Genomic DNA, 19,480 nt, shown 5'->3' with positions numbered 1-19,480 from the left:
TTCCAACCGTGCGGAGAATGGGGGATTTGAACCCCCGAGGGCGTTAACCCAACACGCGTTCCAGGCGTGCGCCATAGGCCGCTAGGCGAATTCTCCATCTGCTTCTGAATCAAAAGCAGGTACTAGATTACCTGATCTTTTGCGCATCGCCCAATTGGCTCAGGCAAAGCTGCCGGAAGGGGCGTTCGCAAACACGCCGAGAGGCATGCACCCTCCCTGCTTAACCACGAAAATGGACGCCCCCAACGCGCCCATTTCCAGCGGAACACCGTTGAGCTGCCGGGTCCGGTCCGTTCGGCCAGGCCAGGCAGCTCACAACCTCGAGCTTGCCCCAATCGGTGTATATATCCATGATCAGGGGACCTGCAGGGATACGCAACGGATCCTGTGCGCTGACATGGGTGGTTCCGGCACGATGGAGGGCATGAACCAACTTCATGCCTTGGTGATTTACGTCCCCCGCTCCCATACCGAGCAGGTCCTGGCGGCTATCGGCGATGCCGGCGCAGGAAAGGTTGGCAAGTACTCGCGCTGCTCCTTTGTCACGCCAGGAACGGGCAGGTTCACTCCCCAGGAAGGTGCCGAGCCGTACCTGGGGAGGGTCGGGCAGCCGGAACAGGCAGCCGAGGACAGGATCGAGTGCGTGGTTGATCAAGCTTTGCTCGCGGGCGTGGTTGCCGCACTGCGGGCGGCCCATCCCTACGAGGAACCGGCCTTTATGAGTTGGCAGGTGGAGGACTGGCGCTGATCTTGGGTCGATTCGAGTCGTGCTGGAAGTTCGGGTAAAGTATCTGACGGCCCCTCATGTGGCGTCATCCTGTTGAACTCCCCCAGGACCGGAAGGTAGCAAGGGTAAATGGGCTCTGGCGGGTGCATGGGGGGTCTTTACTATTCCCCCACAGGGCGGCAGGATGTCAGCCCGGATTGGTAGGGTTTTCTCTGTGACAGTTACTACCGCCCTCTACCGCAGATACCGTCCGGATTCGTTCGCTGACGTTATCGGGCAGGAGCATGTCACCGGGCCGCTCATGACGGCTTTGCGGAAAAACCGTGTCAACCATGCGTACCTGTTTTCCGGTCCCAGGGGCTGCGGCAAAACCACGTCCGCGCGTATCCTGGCCCGCTGCCTCAACTGCGCGCAAGGACCTACTGACACACCCTGCGGCACCTGCCCCAGTTGCGTCGAACTGGCCCGTGGCGGGTCCGGTTCCCTGGATGTGATCGAGATCGACGCCGCGAGCCATGGCGGTGTGGACGACGCCCGGGATCTCCGCGAGCGCGCCACTTTCGCCCCTGTGCGGGACCGCTACAAGATCTTCATCATCGACGAGGCCCACATGGTCACCTCGGCAGGGTTCAATGCCCTGCTGAAGATTGTTGAAGAACCGCCGGAACACATCAAGTTCATCTTCGCCACCACTGAGCCGGACAAGGTGATCGGGACCATCCGCTCCCGCACCCACCACTACCCTTTCCGTTTGGTGCCGCCGGAACCCCTGATGGCCTACCTGGAGCTTTTGTGCCGGCAGGAGAACGTTCAGGTTGCCCCCGGCGTCCTGTCGCTGGTGATTCGCGCCGGCGGCGGTTCAGTCCGTGATTCGCTCTCCGTGCTGGACCAGCTGATGGCGGGAGCGGGGCCGAACGGGCTGGACTATGAGCTCGCCGTCGCGCTCCTGGGGTATACCCATGCTTCGCTGCTGGACGACGTTGTGGAGGCTGTTGCCGCCTCGGATGCCGCCACCGTTTTCCGCGCCGTGGACCGCGTGATCCAGACCGGCCACGATCCCCGCCGCTTCGTGGAGGATCTCCTGGAGCGCTTCCGCGACCTCGTCATCGTCCAGGCGATGCCGGAGAGCGCCCAAACCATTCTCCGGGGCATGCCCGCGGACCAGATTGCACGCCTGAAGAGCCAGGCGCACAACCTCGGCGCTGCCGAGCTCTCCCGCGCTGCCGATGTCACCAACACGGCGTTGACCGAGATGACCGGTGCCACCTCCCCGCGGCTTCATCTTGAATTGCTGTGCGCACGGATCCTGCTGCCGAGTTCCGAGCAGAACGAGCGCGGCATTGCAGCCAGGATAGACCGGGTGGAGCGCCGGCTTAACTACGCGGGGAACGACGTCGGGGCTCCCGCAGGCCAACGTGCGGCGGCAGCAGATGAGGCCGTAGCAGGTCCGGCATCCCCCGCAGCTCCGGCCGCCGCGTCGACTGCCGGTTCCCCCGCTTCCCAGCCCGGCACACGTCCGGCCGCTACCCAGCAACCGCCGGTACCTGCTGCCCCCGCTGCTGCCGGTGCCGTGGCAGCGGCCCCTGTTGCTTCCGCCGCACAGTCCAGCGCTTCCGCATCATCTGTTACTGGCGCAGAACAGGCCGCACCACGCGGCGAGGCCATCTCCGCGGAACCGGGCGAAAACCGCACGCCACTGGCTGCTCCCCGCGTCAGCACGAATGACTGGCCCAAAGAGGATGCGGCCGGGAGCAGGGCCCCAGGCGCCCCTACTGCCCATCCATCGGGCCCCGGCGGCGTCGGGGGTCCGCAAAGCGCTGGATTGGAACCTCCCAAGTCACCTGCAGCGCGTGCAGAGCAAGGACCTGGCCGGGTATCCGGAGCCGGACCGGCGCCGGCGTCAGGACCTACAGCCGGGTCCGGGCCTGTACCGGGCTCTGACCCGCGCGCAGTCCCCGGTGCTGGCCGGCAGGACAATTCAGCCGGCGCGCCCGGGCCCGCAGCGTCTCCTGGACCAATGGGTGATGTTGAGGTCCTGCGCCGCGCATGGCCGGACATCCTGCAAACACTGTCCAAAATCAAGCGCAGTACGTGGGCACTCGTTGAACCCAATGCCCAGGTAGCTGTATTCGACGGCAACGTCCTCACCCTTGCGTTCACAACGCCAGGACTTGCCGGCGCATTTGGCCGGGCAGACCATTCAGAGAACCTGCGGCAGGCAATCCACAAGACCATCGGCATCGACTGCCAAATCAATGCATCGACCAACGGCGGAACCACCCAGGCGAGCTCTGACCCAAACCCAAAAGCACCCGCCAACCGGGTGGCCCAGGCTACTTCGGCTGATGTCGCCTGGGGGCTGGCGCCGGCGCCCAGCGGCACGTCCCCGCAGCCGGCCAGTGCAGCTGGGGCGGGCGCCGGAACCCAGCAGGGCAACCAGCCGGAAACAAAGCCCCAGCAGCCCGCAGCCCAGGGGCAGGCACCGGGCGGCGCCGGCCGCACCCGCGCTGATGGCCCGGCAGCTGCCGCCCCGCCCTACGCCGTACCCGCCGCACCGGCTGCCGTCACGGCGTCACCGGAAGGCACCGGTCCGGAGGTCACAACCGTCCAGCCCGGCGCTTCGAGCCCTGCCACGCAGGTTCCTGCCCCCCGTCAAGAGCCCTCTGATCGGTCTCCTTACGCCGACCCGGCAGGAGATTATTCCTACTCTGATGACGACTGGGGTCCCGCCAGGGACGAAGACGCGCCCCCACTGGACGAGGAACCTCCCATGGACTGGGATCCTTCCTCCCGGTCCCAGCCTGCGGCAGCACCGGCCGGTCTGGATTCGGCCCGCTTGGATCCGGCAGGTTTCGCTGCGGCCGGTTCCGCTGCGGCCGGCTCCACTTCGGTCGGCTCCACCGGGAACCCCGACACGTCGTTTGGAAAAACGGCCGAGGCCTCCCCGGCGTCCCGACCCAACGGGCAGCCTGGGGCAGTCAGGGCACCGGCCACAGACACCGATCCTTGGGCGCGGGCCGTAGAGCAGGCACCCGGGGTATGGGTGGTCGGCGAGGCAAGTAACGTGGGCAGAACCGCTGCCGGCAAGCCGGACGAAACGCCTCTGCCCCAGGTCCCTCGCTACGAACCTGCCACGGCCCCGGCTCCGCCCTCCATTCCAGTGGTGAAGGCGGGCCCGGAACCGGACTGGGGCCTGGCGCCGGCGGGACCATCTGACGGTGCGGGTGGTGCAGGAGAACCCGAGGCAACGGAGCAACCCTTGCCAGATCACGCGCGGGTCCCTGAATACGCCATGGCCTCAACTGCTTCCGCTCCCGCGGTTAGCGCCCAGGCCAGTCCTGCCACAGTCCCCCGTGTCACAACCTCGCCGGCCGCTGCCCCCCAGCTGAAGGCTGCGCCAGCCAAGACTGCACCGTCGGCTCCTGCCGGCGCAGCTCAGGCTCGGCAGAGCCTTTACCAGCGCCTTTCCAACAGTCCTGAAGCAGAAGCAGGCCGCGCCAAGGCGCCTGCCAGGGCTGTGGCTGCCGCTGCCAACTACGTCCAGGACATCCCGAGCGCCGACGATGAGACGATCGAGGAGTCAGGCGTGTTCGGGCGTGCCGCCGTGGAGCGTATTCTGGGCGGAAAGCTGATTGAGGAGCGCTCCCCCGATGGAAGCCCCATCGCCCCGCGCTACTGACTGGCCGTCCCGGTGATCAGCCGGGAGTCTTCGAGGATGACTTTGTTTTACCCGCGATCAACACCGAGTTAAAGAGGGAAACGTGTACGAAGGTGCTGTCCAGGAGCTGATTGATGAGCTCGGACGCCTTCCGGGGGTGGGCCCCAAATCCGCTCAGCGGCTGGCATTCCACATCCTTGAAGCGGATCCCCAGGACATGAAGCGGTTGGTTGACGCAATCACCACAGTCAAGGATCGGGTCAAGTTCTGCACTGTCTGCGGCAACGTCACCGAGCAGGAACTTTGCAACATCTGCCGTGACCCCCGCAGGGACCCGGCCGTTATCTGCGTGGTGGAGGAATCGAAGGATGTGCTGGCCGTGGAGCGTACCCGCTCGTTCCGGGGCCGGTACCACGTACTGGGTGGTGCCATTAACCCCATTGCAGGGGTGGGCCCGGAACAGCTCCGGATCCGTGAACTGCTGACCAGGCTCAACGACGGCGCCATTCAGGAAGTCATCATCGCCACGGACCCCAACCTCGAGGGTGAAGCCACAGCCACTTACCTGGCCAGGATGCTGAAAACCATCGGCATCACCGTCACCCGCCTTGCCTCCGGGCTGCCGGTGGGCGGCGACTTGGAATACGCGGATGAAGTTACCTTGGGGCGGGCGCTCGAAGGACGCCGGAACGCCCTGGCCTGAATTCAGCCGCACGGAGGCGCAGCCCTCCTCCCGGCACACCCTGGCTGCACCGGCCGGCGCCCCGGCTGGTCCAGAGGATCAGCCGGGGCTGAGCAGCGCCTACTCAGGCGACACGCGTTCCGGGGGCAAGCCTACGGGCAGGCGTGCGGAGTGCCCGCCAGCCCAGCCACAACAGCAGGCCGGCGAGCGCAAGCTGCAGGACCAGGCCCAGGGGCCAGAGCGGGGTGGTCTGCGACAGGTACTGCGGCTTCACCTCACCGTTGGCACAGGGATATGAACCTTCCGGGCCTGCCAGGGCATGGCGGGCTCCCTGGCTGATGTTCTCGATGGCGCCCGCCGGCATGTAGGAGTTTTGCTGCGCCGTCCTGTCCCGGTACGGGATGGCATCGGCCACCACTACATAAGGGTTCATGGACAACAGCCAGGCCACGCGTTCCGTGCGCATCGCGGGCTGCTCCTGCAGCGGGCCAACGCAGGTGTATTCGGGTTGCACGGGCCCCTGCGACAAAGGCTCAGACTGGCGGTACTGCGGCTGGTTGGCGAGGACTGTGCCATGGCTGAGGCCGGTGCCCAGCCCGAACGCGATCAGGGTCCCTACCGCCAAGCCGGCGACTGCCAGGTAGGTGGTCACGATGGAGAAAAGGGGACGCCCGGCCATTGCCGAGATACCCACGCCCAGGGCGCACACTATTCCCACTTCAAGGGCAAGCATCACCAGTGACACCACAACGTGCCCGGGTGTGAGCCCGCCCAGAGCCACACCGATCACCAGGAACGGAGCGCTGGCCACAAGAAATGCCAGGGCTGCCAGCCACGCGGCAAAGAATTTCCCCCACAGGATCTGGCCGGGTTCAAGCAGGGTGACCTGCAGAATCGCCAGGGTGCCGCCTGCCCGGTCCCCGGTAACCGCATTTGCTGACAAGGCTGGTGCCACCAGCAGGGCAAACAACAGGACAAACGCCAGTACCACTTCAAAAATCATGGAGCCCGGGCTGGAGGCTTCCGGCGGGGTGTAGCCGCCGTAGGCCCGCTGGGCCTCCAATGAAGCGTTCCAGCTTGCCCACGTCAACCACGTGACCACACCGGTCAGGGCAAACCAGATGGCCAGCATGATGTACCAGCCGCGCGAACGAAGCCGCTGCTTCAGTTCCAGGACCACCACGTCGCGGATGGCAGCAAAGTAGGCGGTGGGGGTCCGGCCGCCGGATGATTCGGACGTGTTGCGGATTACCTGGCTCATTGCTGCTCGCCCTCGAGGTTCATGTAGGTCTCTTCAAGGGCCCCTGTGGCCGGTGCGAAGGAACTGATTCCGACGCCGGCCAGCACCAAATCGCGCAGGAGGCGCTCCGCGTCGCCGTCGCTCTGCAGCATGAGGCTTACGTCCGGATGCCGTCCGTCCTCCCGGCGGAAGGTCAGGCCAAACTCGGTGAGTTTGGCGGCAAGGGCAGCAGCATCCGGACCGGAAATTGCGTAGCGCCGTCCCTCGGCGGCCGCCTGGGCGGTGGTCTGCTGGCGGACAGTCCGGCCCTTGTTGACAAACACCGCTCCGTCGGCCACCTCATCAAGTTCGCTGAGGACGTGGGACGAGACCACCACGGCCTTGCCCTCCGCCGCCAGTTGCCTGAGCATGATGCGCAGCTCAACACGTGATCCCGGATCGAGGCCTGAGGCGGGCTCGTCAAGGAGCAGGACGGAAGGATCATGGATCAGTGCGCGGGCCAGGCTCAGCCGCTGCTGCTGCCCGCGGGACAACACCCGGGCCGGCTGATCCGCGAGCCCGCCCAGCCGGACCCGCTCCAGCATTTCCGAAACCCGCTGCCCGATCCCCTGTGCCGGCAGCCGGTAGAAACGGGCCATCTGCGTGAGGATTTCCCGCGCGGTCAAGGACTCCCAGACGCCCAGGGTGTCCGGCATCCAGCCCAGCCTGCCCCTCACCTCAGTGCGCTGCCGCAAAGGGTCCAGGCCACCCACGCTGATGGTGCCCTCGTCCGGGGCCAGCAGCGATGCCAGCATCAGCAGGAGCGTCGTTTTGCCTGCGCCGTTAGGCCCGATCAGGGCGGTCACCTTGCCTGCCGGGGCATGGAAATCCATGTGTTCGACGGCGCGCACCGTACCAAAGCTTCGGCTGACGCCGTTCGCCGTTATTCCGTCACCGGACTCCGGCCCGGCCGAAGCCCCCGGCACTTCAGAAATCATTGCCATGAATTTGCACCCGTCCCCCACAGTGTTTATGCACCCTGACTTTCTGAGCGTACGCCTCCCCTTCCCGCTCCCGGATGCAGGCAGGGGCTGAAAATGGTCACAATTCAACGGGCAGGAGCGGGCGGCGATAAACTGTGGGGAGAAGTCGCGCCAACAACGGCGTTAGTTCAGCCCCCATGGCCACCACAGCGTTACGGCTGCCGGCCGGACTCCAATTTGATCCAGTGAAGGTACGCGCATGAGTACGCCCACTACCGAAGTGCACAACGCGACGCAGCCGCAGGAGCTGCCCGACGGCCGCATGGTGACCAAACAGCTCATCGTGCAGAAGTTCGGCGGCTCCTCCGTGGCTGACGCAGACGGTATCAAGCGGGTTGCCAAGCGGGTTGTGGATGCGCAGGCTGCGGGCAACGAAGTAGTAGTTGTTGTCTCGGCCATGGGTGATACCACGGATGAACTCCTGGACCTCGCCGCGCAGGTGACAAACTCCGCTCCCGCCCGCGAAATGGACATGCTGTTGTCCGCCGGGGAGCGCATCTCCATGGCCCTGCTGGCCATGGCCATCAACAAGCTCGGCGCCTCTGCACAGTCCTTTACGGGTTCCCAGGCGGGCATGATCACTGACGGCATCCACGGCAAAGCCAGGATCATCGACGTCGACCCCCACCGGATCCGCACCGCCCTGGACAAGGGAAACATCGCGATCGTGGCCGGCTTCCAGGGCATGAGCCGGGCAACCAACGAGATCACTACGCTGGGCCGCGGCGGATCGGATACCACCGCGGTGGCGCTCGCAGCTGCGCTGGAAGCGGACGTCTGCGAAATCTACACGGACGTGGACGGCATCTACACGGCCGATCCCCGCGTTGTTCCCTCCGCGCAGAAGATCGAGAGGATCTCCAGCGAAGAGATGCTTGAGCTCGCGGCCTCCGGCGCCAAGATCCTGCACCTGCGCTGCGTTGAGTACGCCCGCAGGTTTGGCGTGCCGCTGCACGTCCGCTCCTCTTTCAGCCAGCACGAAGGCACCTGGGTCATCCCCAGCGCCGAAGACAAGATCACCACACAAGAGGGAGTTGCCTTGGAGCAGCCAATCATCTCCGGCGTTGCACACGACCGTTCCGAAGCCAAGGTCACCGTTGTTGGCGTGCCGGACATCCCCGGCAAGGCGGCAGCAATCTTCCAGGTCATCGCCGACGCCCACTCGAACATCGACATGATCGTCCAGAACGTGTCAACGCACGGTACAGGCCGGACGGACATCTCCTTCACCCTGCCCATTGTGGAAGGTGCGGACGCGCTGGCGGCCCTGCACGCCGCGCAGGACCAGATCGGCTTCGAAAGCATCGAATACAACGAGCAGATCGGCAAGCTCTCCCTGATCGGTGCCGGTATGCGTTCCCACCCGGGCGTTTCAGCAACCTTCTTCAAGGCGCTGTCCGATGCGGGCATCAACATCAACATGATCTCCACGTCCGAGATCCGCATTTCGGTGGTTACCCACGCGGACCTGCTGGATGAAGCTGTGCGCGTCATTCACAAGGCCTTTGACCTGGACAGCGAAAGCGAAGCCACAGTCTACGGCGGCACCGGCCGCTGAGCGACGGCGAAAAGGCCGGGCTCCTTCCCCTCAAGGGAAAGGAGTTCGGCCTTTCTGCATTTGCCTCTGCAGCTGCCCTGGACGCACACCCTGCACCGGGCGCATCAGGTCAGCCCTGCTTCTCCAGGTCTTCGCGGCGGACAGCGTAGTGATGGCCTGCTGAATCGGTCTCCACGATGAAGTGCGAAAGCTCTTCCTCCGAGGCCTGTTCAAACTCATCGTGCCTGTGCACCACTGGCGAACCGAAGTCCAGCCGGGCAGCCGGGCCGAAGAAGAAACGGAGCCTGTCTGTCACGCTCATTAACCCGTTGACGAAATGTGCCACTGTTTTCCACCCCCTTCCCATACCAGGGGAAAGTGCTGCTGCCTCTACGAAAGCAGTGCCCTCATTTTAAGCCCTTGGACGGTGAAATGCTCCCGGAGGCTGTCGGGCGGGGTCAGCGCAGGGACTTGTCGTCCGGATTCCTCGGGACCACATAAGTACTGCCGTCCGGCCGTGTGACGGTTTCCCATTGCTGGGTCTCCGCCTGGCGCTGGGCCAGCAACCTACGGTTTTCCTCGGTCATCTCGTGTGCGGTCGAGGAGCGGTTGGCCGGTCCGAAAACAGCCCGCAGCTTGCCCGTGACCCGCATGAACCGCTGCGCTGCGTTGCCGCTGTCTTCCGAGCTCCCTTTCGCCATCACCGGCTCCTTCCGTTTACCCTGCTCCTGCCATGAGTGTACGCTAATTGTTAGGGAGCTAACAATCCGAGGAGCGATGACCGTGGACACCGATATCTCGCAGGACGACAACCTGCTACTGGAGCACCAGCTGTGCTTTGCGCTGACCGTCGCCGCCCGAAGCGTGGTGGGCGCCTACAAGCCGGTGCTGGAGAAGCTCAACCTCACCCATCCGCAGTACCTTGTCATGTTGTGCCTTTGGGAAAACAGCCCCCGTACGGTCCGGAACATCAGTGAAGCCCTTGCCCTTGAACCCGCTACGATCTCGCCGCTGCTGCGCCGGCTGGAGGCCGCAGGCCTCATTACTCGACGGCGTGTAGACGGCAATGAGCGTGCCCTCGCCGTCGAACTGACGACCAAAGGCGCGGCACTCCGCCAGGAGGCCCTCGACGTTCCCGGCACCATGATGGAACGGCTGGGGCTTACACGCGGCCAGGTCAGCGAACTTCACGCCTCGATGATGGGGCTGATTGCGGCCACTTCCAACGGCCGACAAACGCAGGGGCAGTAGAATATGTGCATGAAGGACAGGTCGCGGTCCATGCGCAGAATGCATCTGCAGGCACTTGCCCTGCTGTTGGCGGCAGCGGTCCTGCCGGCCTGTTCCCCGGAACAGGGCGGCGGCACACCGACGGCAACCACCGCAGCTCCCACAACATCCGACACCGGATCGCCGGCACCCAGCCCCGGCAGTCCATCGCCGGATGCCGAAACTACCGTTCCGGCCCCCGCCCCCGAGCCATCGGCAGCACCTTCCGGCCCGGGCCAGGGGAATGCAGAACTGGCCATCAGCATCATCCCGGCAGAGGGAGAAGAGGAAATCAGCTACACACTGGTGTGCACTGACGGAGTCCCTGCTGCCGAGAGCGTACATCCCGACGCTGATGCCGCATGTGCCGCTTTGAAGGAGAACGCAGGGCTGGTAAGCCCCGCCACCCCCGGAACAGACCAGGCCTGCACCCAGCAATACGGCGGACCCCAGAAGGCCACGGTGAACGGCGTCGTGGACGGGATACCGGTAGAGGCCAGCTTCTCCCGCACCGACGGGTGTGAAATCAGTTCCTGGGACGCGGCAAAGGATGTTCTTGGTGAAGCCGGTGGAGCCTAAGCTCCTGGCTGCTGACGATTGGCAGGTGCTGGAGAAAGCCCACCACCTGCGGGTCAGCCGCTACGCCGACCCCTACCTCGCCCGCAGGTCTGCGGGCAGGAAGCACCCGGTGGAAGATTTCCTTTTCACCTACTACACGCAGAAGCCGGGCCAGCTGCGCCGGTGGCACCCCGGTGCGGGCTCCATCCTCCTGGGCAGGGAAGCAGCGGCGCGGCAGGACTGGAAGCATTACCGGATGCTCGACAAAGGCGAGTTGGGCTCCCTGGGGCTGCCGCCAGGAAGCACCGCGGTTACCTTTGACCGGGAGGTTTTCCTTGCCGAGCGCAGCGAGGCCGTCGCCTTTGCGGGCATCATCCTGCGCGGAACGGCTGTACGGCCTGCCCAGTTTGGCTGCTTCGGACTCCACGAGTGGGCCATGGTGTACCACCAGGACAGGTTCGACCTGCGCCACGAATACCTGCAGTTGCGTTTGGGGTCCGCGGGAACTGACAAGGTGGTGGAGGAAAACCGGATCCGCTGCACCCACTTCGACGCCTTCCGTTTCTACACGCCGGATGCCGCTCCACTGAACGAGTTCGAACCGACCCGGGAAAACCAACGCCGGCTGGAGCAGCCAGGTTGCCTCCACGCGAACATGGACCTGTACAAGTGGGCATATAAGCTCCTTCCTGCCCTGCCCAGCGAACTGGTGATGGACTGCTTCGAGCTGTCCTGGCGGATCCGTGCCATGGACATGCAGGCTTCCCCGTATGACCTGGCGGAATGGGGTTATCCCGCAATCCCCATCGAGACGCCACAGGGCAAGGCAGCTTACGTGGAGTACCAGCGTGCTTTCGCGGCCGAGGCAGCAGGATTGCGGGAAAAACTGGCCATGGAACTTGCTGTGCTGTCCAATCCGGTCCCCGCATGATCGCTGGTTCCCGGATAATCGACCTGACCATACGGTTGCGCGAGGATCCGGACTCCACCGAACGCGTGTTCCGGCTGGTCGCGGACGGCGGGAACATCCAGCCCGCAACCACGGTTACCGACGCCGGGGCCGCCTTAGCCGCTGTTGAAAAGTACGGCGAGGACATTTTCTTCCCCCGGCCGGGCCCGCCCAAGCTGTGCACGCAACAGTACGGCGGGCCGCAGGTGGCCGTTGTCACCGGAACTTTCCACGGACGAGCCGTGGAATCCATTTTTACCAGGACCGACGGCTGCGAGATCTCACGCTGGAAAGCCATGGCGCCTCTGCTCGGCAGCCGGGGCGGGGCCTTCGGCGCCACGTAGTCCGCGGGGTCCTGCAGCCGCCATTGCCGCAAGATTAAACAGGATCCCGGGCGGTTAAACCACCCGGGATCCTGCTTCCCCGTGGAACGTCAGGCTGCTACGTCGCGGGAACCGCATCCGCGAGCGCTACCTGCGGGGCTCCGGCCAGGGCAGCAGGAGCGTCGCCCACCCGGACGTTGACCCAGGTCCTGATTCCGTTGTCGCCCAGGCTCAGCCGGGACAGGTAGGCACCCTCGGAGAGGCCGGTCCAGGACAGTGTGGCTGAAGTGGCTGTGCCGTTCGGAGCCACGATCGGGTTCGGTTCGACGGAGAGGTTTCCGGCATCACCGGCGAAAGTCACCGCCTGCACCGAGGCGCTGGCTGCACCGTTGTCCGGAGTCGAATACAGGTTGGCAACGACGTAGTACGTGCCGGCGCGGGGGGACTCCAGGTCCAGGAACTCGCTGGCGGAAGCCGTCGCCACCTGGGTGGCGGTGAAGCCGCCCGAAGCGTTCGGCGCGTACACCACCATGTCCCAGTCGACGTCGTCTGACTGCGCCTGGACGCCCAGGCGGGCAAACGAGGCACCCTGCGGGACCGTCACCTGAAGCAGCGCGTTGTGCGCGTCGTTCCGCGGCGCGTATTCGCCGGGGGTTTTGGTGATGGCGGTCTCGCTCAACGGAGCCAGGCCTTCCACACCCACATTGATGGGACTGTCCGAGCCCGAAACCAACTCCATCGTCCCGCTCCCGCTGCCCTCGGGTGAGCTGAAGGAAAAGGACGGCGCGATCTGTGCATCGACCGGACGGATGGCGATGGGCGATCTGACGGTCCGGGGGCCCTTCCAGGTCAGGGTACCCGTGCTGAACTTGCCCACCGGGGCACTGACGTTACGGATGGTGAGGGTGATCTCGCGGGTCTGGCCGGCTTTGGCGAAGTTCAGTGATTTGGGCTCCACCTGGACGTTGAAGCCGGGCATGTTGACTTCCGGCCGGTACATTCCCGGCACCAGGGCGGTCAGCTGGCGCTTGACCTGGACTTCTCCCACCAGGCTGCCGAGCGCGACGGACGGCACGTTCAGGTCACGGGCGGCGATGGTGCCTGCCTGCGGAACTCCAGTGTCCACGCCCTGGCCGTTGAGGAAGCCGAGCCAGTCCTTGATGCCGGAGTTGTAGACCAGGCCGGGATCGAGGACCCGGGTTGAGTCGACATGGCCGGCGCCGCCCTGGAAGGGATCGGTGTTGGGCGAGCCGTCAGCGTTCACCAGCGGGTACGCGGTGGTCATCATGGCTGACTTCACCATCGCCGGGGACCAGGCAGGCTGCTTGCTAAGCACAAGGGCACCGAAACCGGCGATGTGCGGAGCAGCCATGGAAGTTCCGGACATGAAGCCGAACTGGTCACCGTTGTTGCCGATGGTTGATACGCCCGCCAAGACATTCACGCCCGGTGCTGCAACGTCCGGCTTTAACAGGTCACCGCCCGCGGCCAGGGTGGGCCCCCGGGAGGAGAAGCCGGCAATCTGCGGCGCCGGAGCCGGCGGCAGCCCGGTGAGGTCACCCTTGACCAGGCTGACAGTCAATGCCGGGTTCGCTTCCAGCTTCGACTTCAGTTCCAGGCTCTTGGGTGCGTTGACATGGACAGTGGGCAGCACGTGGTTATCGGCATCTTCGGAGCTGCTGGTGAGGTTTACCAGGATCATCCCGACGCCGCCTTTGTCCTGCACTTCCTGGCTCTTGGCCGTCCTGTCCACTACGCCGCGGTCGCAGACAACCACTTTCCCCGCCACCTTCGCGGCGTCGAGGGAGCCCGGACCACAAAGGTTCGCGTTCGCGGCTCCTGCCGCTGCCGCAGCCGCGGCAACCACAACCGGCTTGTCCGCCACCTCCGACTTCATGATTGATGCCCCGCGGTAGAGCGAGCCATCAGATACCTTGACCGTGCCCAGCAGGTCGCTGGGGAAGGTCGAGGCGGCAACCGTGGTCAGCCAGGGCGACGCATGGTTGACCGTGGAAACGGTCGGACCAGAGTTGCCGGCCGAGGCGGAGACGAAGACGCCTGCAGCGGCCGCGTTCAGGAACGCCAGCGCCACGGGATCCGTCGTGTTGTTGTTGTTGCCGGAAATCGAGTAGTTCAGGACATCCACTCCGTCCTTGATGGCAGCTTCAACGGCTTCCACCGAGGCTGAGGAGTAGCAACCTCCCGTGTCGGGGTTGGTGTCTTCCCAGCAGACCTTGTACACCGAGACCTTGGCCGCGGGGGCAACGCCCGAGCTCTTGCCGAAACCCAAGCCATCGATGACCTGCTCCACATTGGCATTGCCCGCTGCGGTGGTGGCAGTGTGGGTGCCGTGGCTGCCGACGTCAACCGGGGAGATGAGTTCCTCGGGCGCCCGGTTTTCGGGGGGCACGTACTGCAGGAAGGTGTCCGCGAAGTATCTGGCGCCCACCACCTTGGAGTTGCAGAGGGATCCGTCGAATGATGCGCCGGACCCCTGGCCCTTCTGGCATTCACCCTCGAAAGTGGTGCCGTCTGCCTTGAGCATGGCGATCCTGCCCTCGGCGGTGCGGTAGGGAACGCCCACCTGCGCCGGGCCGGTCAGCGGCTGGACGGGTTCACCCTGCAGGAAGGGGTTGTCCGGCGCGTAGCCGGAGTCGATGACACCGACAACCACGCCCTTGCCGGCATTGGTTTCGCCGCCGAACTGCTTGGCCCATACGCCATCAGGGCCGGTCAGCTTGAGGAAGTCCGTGGTGGTGTAGTCAGGCTTGTTTTCCACATCCGGTGCTACCGTCAGGACGCGTTCATCCTTTGCCAGCTCCATGGCCTGGGCAGCTGTCAGCTCAGCGGTGAAACCGTTAAGCGCAGCGGTGTACTGCTTCCCAGGCGTTACTCCCTGGCTGACGGCAACATCGCGCTGGACTTTGCGCAGGTGTGCGTCGTACGCCTTGTAGTTGGCGCTGCCCGCGTCCAGCTTTCGCCCGTTCTGGGGCTTCGTTGCGCCAAAACCGGCAATTTCCCCTTCATAAGCGGCCGCTGCCGCACCCGCCAGGACAACGATGTAGCGGCCGTCCTTAAAAGCAGCAGGTGCCGCCTTCTTCGCCGTGACTGCTTTGTCCTGCCCGGCCGGCGCCGCTGTAGCGGGGCTTATGGCCATCGAGGTAAGGAGAAGCGGCAAGCCCACGGCCAGGGCCGCTGCCTTCCGGAATCCCCCGCCCCGCATGGGGCTCTTTCCAGTAGATCTCACGTGCAACCCTTTCACGATGTACCGGCCCAGCCAGGATTGTGGGCCCGAAATGACTTGGCATGGCACGCGAAGTTACAGATCTTGTCATTCCGTGAGACCAGCCGATTCACAGAGTACAGACTGATAGCCGAATATGACATAGGCCACACAAGCCGATTTCCCCAACCCTGCAGAGCAGCAGGAAAAATCCTTCGACAGGAAGAAGACACAAAAAAGGGCGCCCCGCAGGACGCCCCGGCGCAACCGGAACCGGCAGCCGCCCGCGCTATTGCCGCGGGGTGCGGACCACGTCGCTGATCCACTGCCTGGTCTTCTCATCCATGGGTCCCGCAACCCTGTTCTCCCTGGCCAACCGGTCGGCCTTGATCTTCTGGAGCACCATCCTTCCCAGTCCGGCAAAGACTGCAGCGGCGACCATGGGCAAGAGCACGGAATTCGGTTTATCAGCCATTCAACAATCCTAGTGAGGCCATACCCACAACTCCAGAACCTCTCCAGGGGCCGGCCGCCATTGCGACGAGCATTCCACTCCGGACACCGCAGGACCCGGTCCCTGGTGGAGGCAGGATTCCGCCGAATACAAGGTGGGGCCTTCCGGCCGGTAGAATGATAGGGCAAGCTCGCGGAGCGCCCGTCCACGATGTCTAAAAAACAGTGTCGAAGCAACAGTGTCCATACACCGTGCCTTCGACACCCGGTACGGCGTGAGACGGCACCACTCCGCTGCGCCCTTACCCAAGCTCACGCACAGGAGTTACCGGATGCCCCGGATCGTTGTTGACGTCATGCCCAAGCCCGAGATTCTGGACCCGCAGGGAAAGGCGATCGTCGGCGCTCTCCCCCGCCTGGGCTTTACCAGCTTCAGCTCTGTCCGCCAGGGCAAGCGTTTCGAATTGACGGTCGACGGCGAGGTGACCGAGGAGATCCTTGCCCAGGCCCGCGACGCCGCCGAGACCCTGCTCTCCAACCCCGTGATCGAGGACGTCGTCAACGTCGAGGTCATCGAGGCCTGAGATGACTGAACTTCCCCTGATCGGCGAGGCCAGCACCGTCGCCGCAGAACCGCCCCTCGCCGGTGCCCGCATCGGCGTCGTCACCTTCCCCGGTACCCTGGATGACCGCGACGCCGCCCGCGCCGTGCGCCTCGCAGGCGGAACCGCCGTCGAACTCTGGCACGCGGACAAGGAACTTGGCGACGTTGACGCGGTCATCCTTCCGGGCGGTTTCTCCTACGGCGACTACCTGCGCGCCGGCGCCATCGCGCGTTTCGCCCCGCTGATGTCCAAAATCATCGACGCCGCCAACAGCGACGCGAAGCTCCCCGTGCTCGGCATCTGCAACGGCTTCCAGATCCTGACCGAATCGCACCTGCTGCCCGGTTCGATGATCAAGAACGACCACCTGAAGTTTCTGTGCCGCGACCAGGTGCTGCGCGTCGAGAACAGCAACACCGCGTGGACGGTGGACTACCAGGCCGGCCAGGAGATCACCATCCCGCTGAAGAACCAGGACGGCCAGTACATCGCGGACGAAAAGACCCTGGACGCGCTCGAGGCAGAGGGCCGCGTGGTGTTCCGCTACGTGGGGTTCAACCCCAACGGCTCCCGCCGCGACATTGCCGGCATTTCCAACGCCGCCGGCAACGTGGTGGGCCTCATGCCGCACCCCGAACATGCCGTGGAGGCCGGCTTCGGCCCCGAGTCCCTGGACGGAGTCGGCGGCTCCGACACCGACGGGCTGGGCTTCTTCACCTCCGTTTTGACCAAGATTGTGGGAGGCAAGTAATGACCGGGATCTCGACAGGCTCCATCACCGACGGCGAAGGCACGGCAACCGCCGCCGCCTCGCCCACCGCTGCCCCGGGTGCCATCACCCAGGTCAAGAAGTTCAACATCGACACCGTTGAGCACGCCGCGAAGACTCCGGACACCGAACTGCCCTGGGCCGAGCTGGGCCTGAAGCAAAACGAGTTCGACGAGATCGTCAAGGTCCTGGGCCGCCGCCCCACCGGCGCCGAACTGGCCATGTACTCCGTCATGTGGAGCGAGCACTGCTCCTACAAGTCCTCGAAGAACCACCTGCGCCAGTTCGGCCAGAAGGTCACCGAGGACATGAAGAAGGACATGCTGGTGGGCATCGGCGAAAACGCCGGCGTGACCAACCTGGGAGACGGCTGGGCCGTGACCTTCAAGATCGAATCGCACAACTCGCCGTCGTTCGTTGAGCCCTACCAGGGCGCCGCGACCGGCATCGGCGGCATTGTCCGCGACATCATCTCCATGGGCGCCCGCCCCGTGGCCGTGATGGACCCGCTGCGCTTCGGCGCCATCGACCACCCGGACACAGCGCGCGTCATGCATGGCGCGGTGGCCGGCATCGGCGGCTACGGCAACTCCCTGGGCTTGCCGAACATCGGCGGCGAAATGGTCTTTGATTCCGTCTACCAGGGCAACCCGCTGGTGAACGCCCTCGCTGTGGGCGTCATGCGGCACGAGGACATCCGCCTGGCCAACGCCTCCGGCAAGGGCAACAAGGTGGTCCTGTTCGGTGCCCGCACCGGCGGCGACGGCATCGGCGGCGCCTCCGTGCTGGCTTCGGAGTCCTTCGACGACACCAAGCCCTCCAAGCGCCCCGCCGTGCAGGTGGGCGATCCGTTCGCCGAGAAGGTCCTTATCGAGTGCTGCCTTGAGCTGTTCAAGGGCTCCCTGGTGGAAGGTATCCAGGACCTCGGCGCTGCAGGCATCTCCTGCGCCACGTCCGAGCTGGCCTCCAACGGCGACGGCGGCATGCAGGTCGAGCTGACCTCCGTCCTGCTGCGGGACCCCACGCTGACCCCGGGCGAGATCCTGATGTCCGAGTCGCAGGAACGCATGATGGCCGTTGTCACGCCGGAGAACGTGGAAGCGTTCGAGGCCGTGATGGACAAGTGGGCCGTGGAGTACTCCTGGCTGGGCGAGGTCACCGACACCGGCCGCCTGATCATCACCTGGGAAGGCGAGGTGATTGTCGACGTCGATCCCCGCACCGTCGCGCACGACGGGCCGGTCTACGACCGCCCGTTTGCCCGTCCCGAGTGGCAGGACGCCGTCCAGGCAGACACCTTCACCGGCTCCGTGCAGGACGCCGGCCGCCCGGCGGCTCCGGCTGAGCTGGCCAAGGCCGTCACCGAGCTCGTGGCATCGCCGAACATGTGCTCCAAGTCCTGGATAACCGACCAGTACGACCGCTACGTGGGCGGCAACACGTCCATGGCGTTCCCCGACGACGCCGGCGTGGTCCGCGTGGACGAGGAGTCCGGCCTGGGTGTTGCCCTGGCTACCGACGCCAACGGCCGCTACACCTACCTGGACCCGTACCACGGCGCTCAGCTGGCGCTGGCCGAGGCCTACCGCAACGTCGCCACCTCCGGCGCCATCCCGATGGCCGTCAGCGACTGCCTGAACTTCGGCTCCCCGGAGGACCCGGACGTCATGTGGCAGCTGGCCGAAGCCATCCGCGGCCTGTCCGACGCCTGCATGGTGCTCGGCATCCCCGTGACCGGCGGCAACGTCTCGCTCTACAACCAGACGGGCAGCACGCCGATCCACCCCTCCCCCGTGGTGGCAGTACTGGGCAAGCTCGACGACGTTGCCCGCCGCACGCCGTCGGGCTGGCGGGAGGACGGCCAGGCCATTTACCTGCTCGGCACTACCGGCGCGGAACTGGACGGCTCCGAATGGGCCAACATGCGCGGCCACCTGGGCGGGCAGCCGCCGAAGGCTGACCTCGAGGCCGAACGCGCCCTGGGCGAAATCCTGATCAATGCTTCACGTGACGGCATGATCGACTCCGCCCATGATCTCTCCGAAGGCGGCCTCGCGGCAGCGCTCGTGGAGTCCTCGCTGCGCTACGGCGTGGGCGCCCGGATTGCACTGCAGGACGTGCTGGACCGGGACGGCGTTGACCTGTTCACCGCGCTCTTCTCCGAGTCACAGGGTCGTGCCGTCGTCGGTGTCCCCCGCTCGGAGGAGGTCCGGTTCACGGACATGTGCACCGCCCGCGGCTTCGCCCACACCCGCATCGGCGTGGTGGACGCGGCCAGCGGCACGCTGGAGATCAACGGCGTGGAGAGCCTGTCCCTGGACGCCCTCCGCGAAGCCCACGAAGGGACTCTGCCGAAGTACTTCGGCTAGTCCCCACCGCCGCCCTCACCTCGCAAGCTCGGCCAGGGAACCCCGGCGGCGTGGGCCCCCCACCGCCGCCCTCACCTCGCAAGCTCGGCCAGGGAA

The 19,480-nt window shown here is 65.3% G+C and carries 17 protein-coding genes, 1 tRNA gene and 1 other RNA gene; 12 read left to right on the top strand and 7 right to left on the bottom strand.

Annotated features, from left to right (window positions below; all coding sequences use genetic code 11):
- Nucleotides 1–11: 11 nt before the first annotated feature.
- Nucleotides 12–96: transfer RNA gene (locus FDW84_RS05970), tRNA-Ser, on the bottom strand.
- A gap of 328 nt (nt 97–424) precedes the next feature.
- On the opposite strand from FDW84_RS05970, the gene FDW84_RS05965 reads away from it, so the two are divergent.
- The 4 genes from FDW84_RS05965 to recR all read left to right on the top strand — a co-directional run bounded on the left by FDW84_RS05965 (nt 425) and on the right by recR (nt 5,088).
- Nucleotides 425–748 (top strand): YqfO family protein, encoded by a 324-nt coding sequence (locus FDW84_RS05965; protein ID WP_138607509.1) that lies wholly within the window; start codon nt 425–427, stop codon nt 746–748.
- 45 nt (nt 749–793) lie between these two features.
- Nucleotides 794–890, top strand: an RNA gene (gene ffs, locus FDW84_RS05960) — signal recognition particle sRNA small type.
- Nucleotides 891–911: 21 nt separating this feature from the next.
- Nucleotides 912–4,406: a DNA polymerase III subunit gamma and tau gene (locus FDW84_RS05955; RefSeq protein WP_138607507.1), complete on the top strand. Its 3,495-nt coding sequence runs from the start codon at nt 912–914 to the stop codon at nt 4,404–4,406.
- Between the two features lie 82 nt (nt 4,407–4,488).
- On the top strand, nt 4,489–5,088 hold the full coding sequence (recR, locus tag FDW84_RS05950; RefSeq protein WP_138607505.1) for a recombination mediator RecR: 600 nt from the start codon (nt 4,489–4,491) through the stop codon (nt 5,086–5,088).
- 103 nt (nt 5,089–5,191) lie between these two features.
- On the opposite strand, the gene FDW84_RS05945 is transcribed toward recR, so the two are convergent.
- Entirely contained in the window at nt 5,192–6,328 is a 1,137-nt protein-coding gene (locus FDW84_RS05945) for an ABC transporter permease (RefSeq protein WP_138607503.1), read from the bottom strand.
- Nucleotides 6,325–7,284 (bottom strand): ABC transporter ATP-binding protein, encoded by a 960-nt coding sequence (locus FDW84_RS05940; RefSeq protein WP_138607775.1) that lies wholly within the window; start codon nt 7,282–7,284, stop codon nt 6,325–6,327. The genes FDW84_RS05945 and FDW84_RS05940 overlap by 4 nt, the downstream gene beginning before the upstream one ends.
- 244 nt (nt 7,285–7,528) lie before the next feature.
- Here FDW84_RS05940 and FDW84_RS05935 point away from each other — a divergent pair, with 244 nt between their 5' ends.
- Nucleotides 7,529–8,887 (top strand): aspartate kinase, encoded by a 1,359-nt coding sequence (locus FDW84_RS05935; protein ID WP_138607501.1) that lies wholly within the window; start codon nt 7,529–7,531, stop codon nt 8,885–8,887.
- A gap of 109 nt (nt 8,888–8,996) precedes the next feature.
- Here FDW84_RS05935 and FDW84_RS05930 read toward each other — a convergent pair whose 3' ends face one another.
- Nucleotides 8,997–9,212, bottom strand: coding sequence for a hypothetical protein (locus tag FDW84_RS05930; RefSeq protein WP_138607499.1), 216 nt, complete (start codon nt 9,210–9,212; stop codon nt 8,997–8,999).
- Between the two features lie 112 nt (nt 9,213–9,324).
- Nucleotides 9,325–9,567, bottom strand: coding sequence for a hypothetical protein (locus FDW84_RS05925; protein WP_138607497.1), 243 nt, complete (start codon nt 9,565–9,567; stop codon nt 9,325–9,327).
- Between the two features lie 76 nt (nt 9,568–9,643).
- On the opposite strand from FDW84_RS05925, the gene FDW84_RS05920 reads away from it, so the two are divergent.
- The 4 genes from FDW84_RS05920 to FDW84_RS05905 are packed head-to-tail and all read left to right on the top strand — an operon-like array spanning nt 9,644 to nt 11,986.
- Nucleotides 9,644–10,117: a MarR family winged helix-turn-helix transcriptional regulator gene (locus FDW84_RS05920; RefSeq protein ID WP_138607495.1), complete on the top strand. Its 474-nt coding sequence runs from the start codon at nt 9,644–9,646 to the stop codon at nt 10,115–10,117.
- Between the two features lie 9 nt (nt 10,118–10,126).
- Complete coding sequence (locus tag FDW84_RS05915) at nt 10,127–10,714, top strand: SSI family serine proteinase inhibitor (RefSeq protein ID WP_240721404.1); 588 nt, start codon at nt 10,127–10,129, stop codon at nt 10,712–10,714.
- Nucleotides 10,686–11,624, top strand: a complete 939-nt coding sequence (locus FDW84_RS05910) for a 3-methyladenine DNA glycosylase (RefSeq protein WP_138607493.1) — start codon at nt 10,686–10,688, stop codon at nt 11,622–11,624. The genes FDW84_RS05915 and FDW84_RS05910 overlap by 29 nt, the downstream gene beginning before the upstream one ends.
- Nucleotides 11,621–11,986 (top strand): serine protease inhibitor, encoded by a 366-nt coding sequence (locus tag FDW84_RS05905; RefSeq protein ID WP_240721403.1) that lies wholly within the window; start codon nt 11,621–11,623, stop codon nt 11,984–11,986. Before FDW84_RS05910 ends, FDW84_RS05905 begins: the two co-directional genes overlap by 4 nt.
- Nucleotides 11,987–12,083: 97 nt before the next feature.
- On the opposite strand, the gene FDW84_RS05900 is transcribed toward FDW84_RS05905, so the two are convergent.
- Both FDW84_RS05900 and FDW84_RS05895 read right to left on the bottom strand, forming a co-directional pair.
- Nucleotides 12,084–15,188 (bottom strand): S8 family serine peptidase, encoded by a 3,105-nt coding sequence (locus tag FDW84_RS05900; protein WP_138607768.1) that lies wholly within the window; start codon nt 15,186–15,188, stop codon nt 12,084–12,086.
- Between the two features lie 289 nt (nt 15,189–15,477).
- Nucleotides 15,478–15,663: a hypothetical protein gene (locus FDW84_RS05895; protein WP_138607491.1), complete on the bottom strand. Its 186-nt coding sequence runs from the start codon at nt 15,661–15,663 to the stop codon at nt 15,478–15,480.
- A 310-nt stretch (nt 15,664–15,973) separates the two neighbouring features.
- On the opposite strand from FDW84_RS05895, the gene purS reads away from it, so the two are divergent.
- Genes purS through purL form a run of 3 tightly spaced genes read left to right on the top strand, consistent with a single transcriptional unit; the run spans nt 15,974 to nt 19,384 of the window.
- On the top strand, nt 15,974–16,225 hold the full coding sequence (purS, locus tag FDW84_RS05890; RefSeq protein WP_138607489.1) for a phosphoribosylformylglycinamidine synthase subunit PurS: 252 nt from the start codon (nt 15,974–15,976) through the stop codon (nt 16,223–16,225).
- 1 nt (nt 16,226) lies between these two features.
- Complete coding sequence (gene purQ / locus FDW84_RS05885) at nt 16,227–16,997, top strand: phosphoribosylformylglycinamidine synthase subunit PurQ (RefSeq protein WP_138607487.1); 771 nt, start codon at nt 16,227–16,229, stop codon at nt 16,995–16,997.
- Nucleotides 16,997–19,384, top strand: coding sequence for a phosphoribosylformylglycinamidine synthase subunit PurL (gene purL, locus FDW84_RS05880; RefSeq protein ID WP_240721401.1), 2,388 nt, complete (start codon nt 16,997–16,999; stop codon nt 19,382–19,384). Before purQ ends, purL begins: the two co-directional genes overlap by 1 nt.
- Nucleotides 19,385–19,480 lie beyond the last annotated feature (96 nt).

Origin of the sequence: Pseudarthrobacter sp. NamE5 (genome assembly GCF_005796225.1) — a bacterium.
Classification (GTDB): Bacteria; Actinomycetota; Actinomycetes; order Actinomycetales; family Micrococcaceae; genus Arthrobacter.
The sequence above is the reverse complement of the archived record's forward strand: the minus strand, read 5'-3'. Positions and strand labels throughout refer to the sequence as shown.

Coding starts and splice junctions, on each gene's coding strand:
- FDW84_RS05965 (WP_138607509.1), top strand. CDS start 425: ATGAACCAACTTCATGCCTTGGTGATTTACGTCCCCCGCTCCCATACC.
- FDW84_RS05955 (WP_138607507.1), top strand. CDS start 912: ATGTCAGCCCGGATTGGTAGGGTTTTCTCTGTGACAGTTACTACCGCC.
- FDW84_RS05945 (WP_138607503.1), bottom strand. CDS start 6,328: ATGAGCCAGGTAATCCGCAACACGTCCGAATCATCCGGCGGCCGGACC.
- FDW84_RS05940 (WP_138607775.1), bottom strand. CDS start 7,284: ATGATTTCTGAAGTGCCGGGGGCTTCGGCCGGGCCGGAGTCCGGTGAC.
- FDW84_RS05935 (WP_138607501.1), top strand. CDS start 7,529: ATGAGTACGCCCACTACCGAAGTGCACAACGCGACGCAGCCGCAGGAG.
- FDW84_RS05925 (WP_138607497.1), bottom strand. CDS start 9,567: ATGGCGAAAGGGAGCTCGGAAGACAGCGGCAACGCAGCGCAGCGGTTC.
- FDW84_RS05920 (WP_138607495.1), top strand. CDS start 9,644: ATGACCGTGGACACCGATATCTCGCAGGACGACAACCTGCTACTGGAG.
- FDW84_RS05915 (WP_240721404.1), top strand. CDS start 10,127: ATGAAGGACAGGTCGCGGTCCATGCGCAGAATGCATCTGCAGGCACTT.
- FDW84_RS05910 (WP_138607493.1), top strand. CDS start 10,686: ATGTTCTTGGTGAAGCCGGTGGAGCCTAAGCTCCTGGCTGCTGACGAT.
- FDW84_RS05905 (WP_240721403.1), top strand. CDS start 11,621: ATGATCGCTGGTTCCCGGATAATCGACCTGACCATACGGTTGCGCGAG.
- FDW84_RS05900 (WP_138607768.1), bottom strand. CDS start 15,188: ATGCGGGGCGGGGGATTCCGGAAGGCAGCGGCCCTGGCCGTGGGCTTG.
- FDW84_RS05895 (WP_138607491.1), bottom strand. CDS start 15,663: ATGGCTGATAAACCGAATTCCGTGCTCTTGCCCATGGTCGCCGCTGCA.
- purS (WP_138607489.1), top strand. CDS start 15,974: ATGCCCCGGATCGTTGTTGACGTCATGCCCAAGCCCGAGATTCTGGAC.
- purQ (WP_138607487.1), top strand. CDS start 16,227: ATGACTGAACTTCCCCTGATCGGCGAGGCCAGCACCGTCGCCGCAGAA.
- purL (WP_240721401.1), top strand. CDS start 16,997: ATGACCGGGATCTCGACAGGCTCCATCACCGACGGCGAAGGCACGGCA.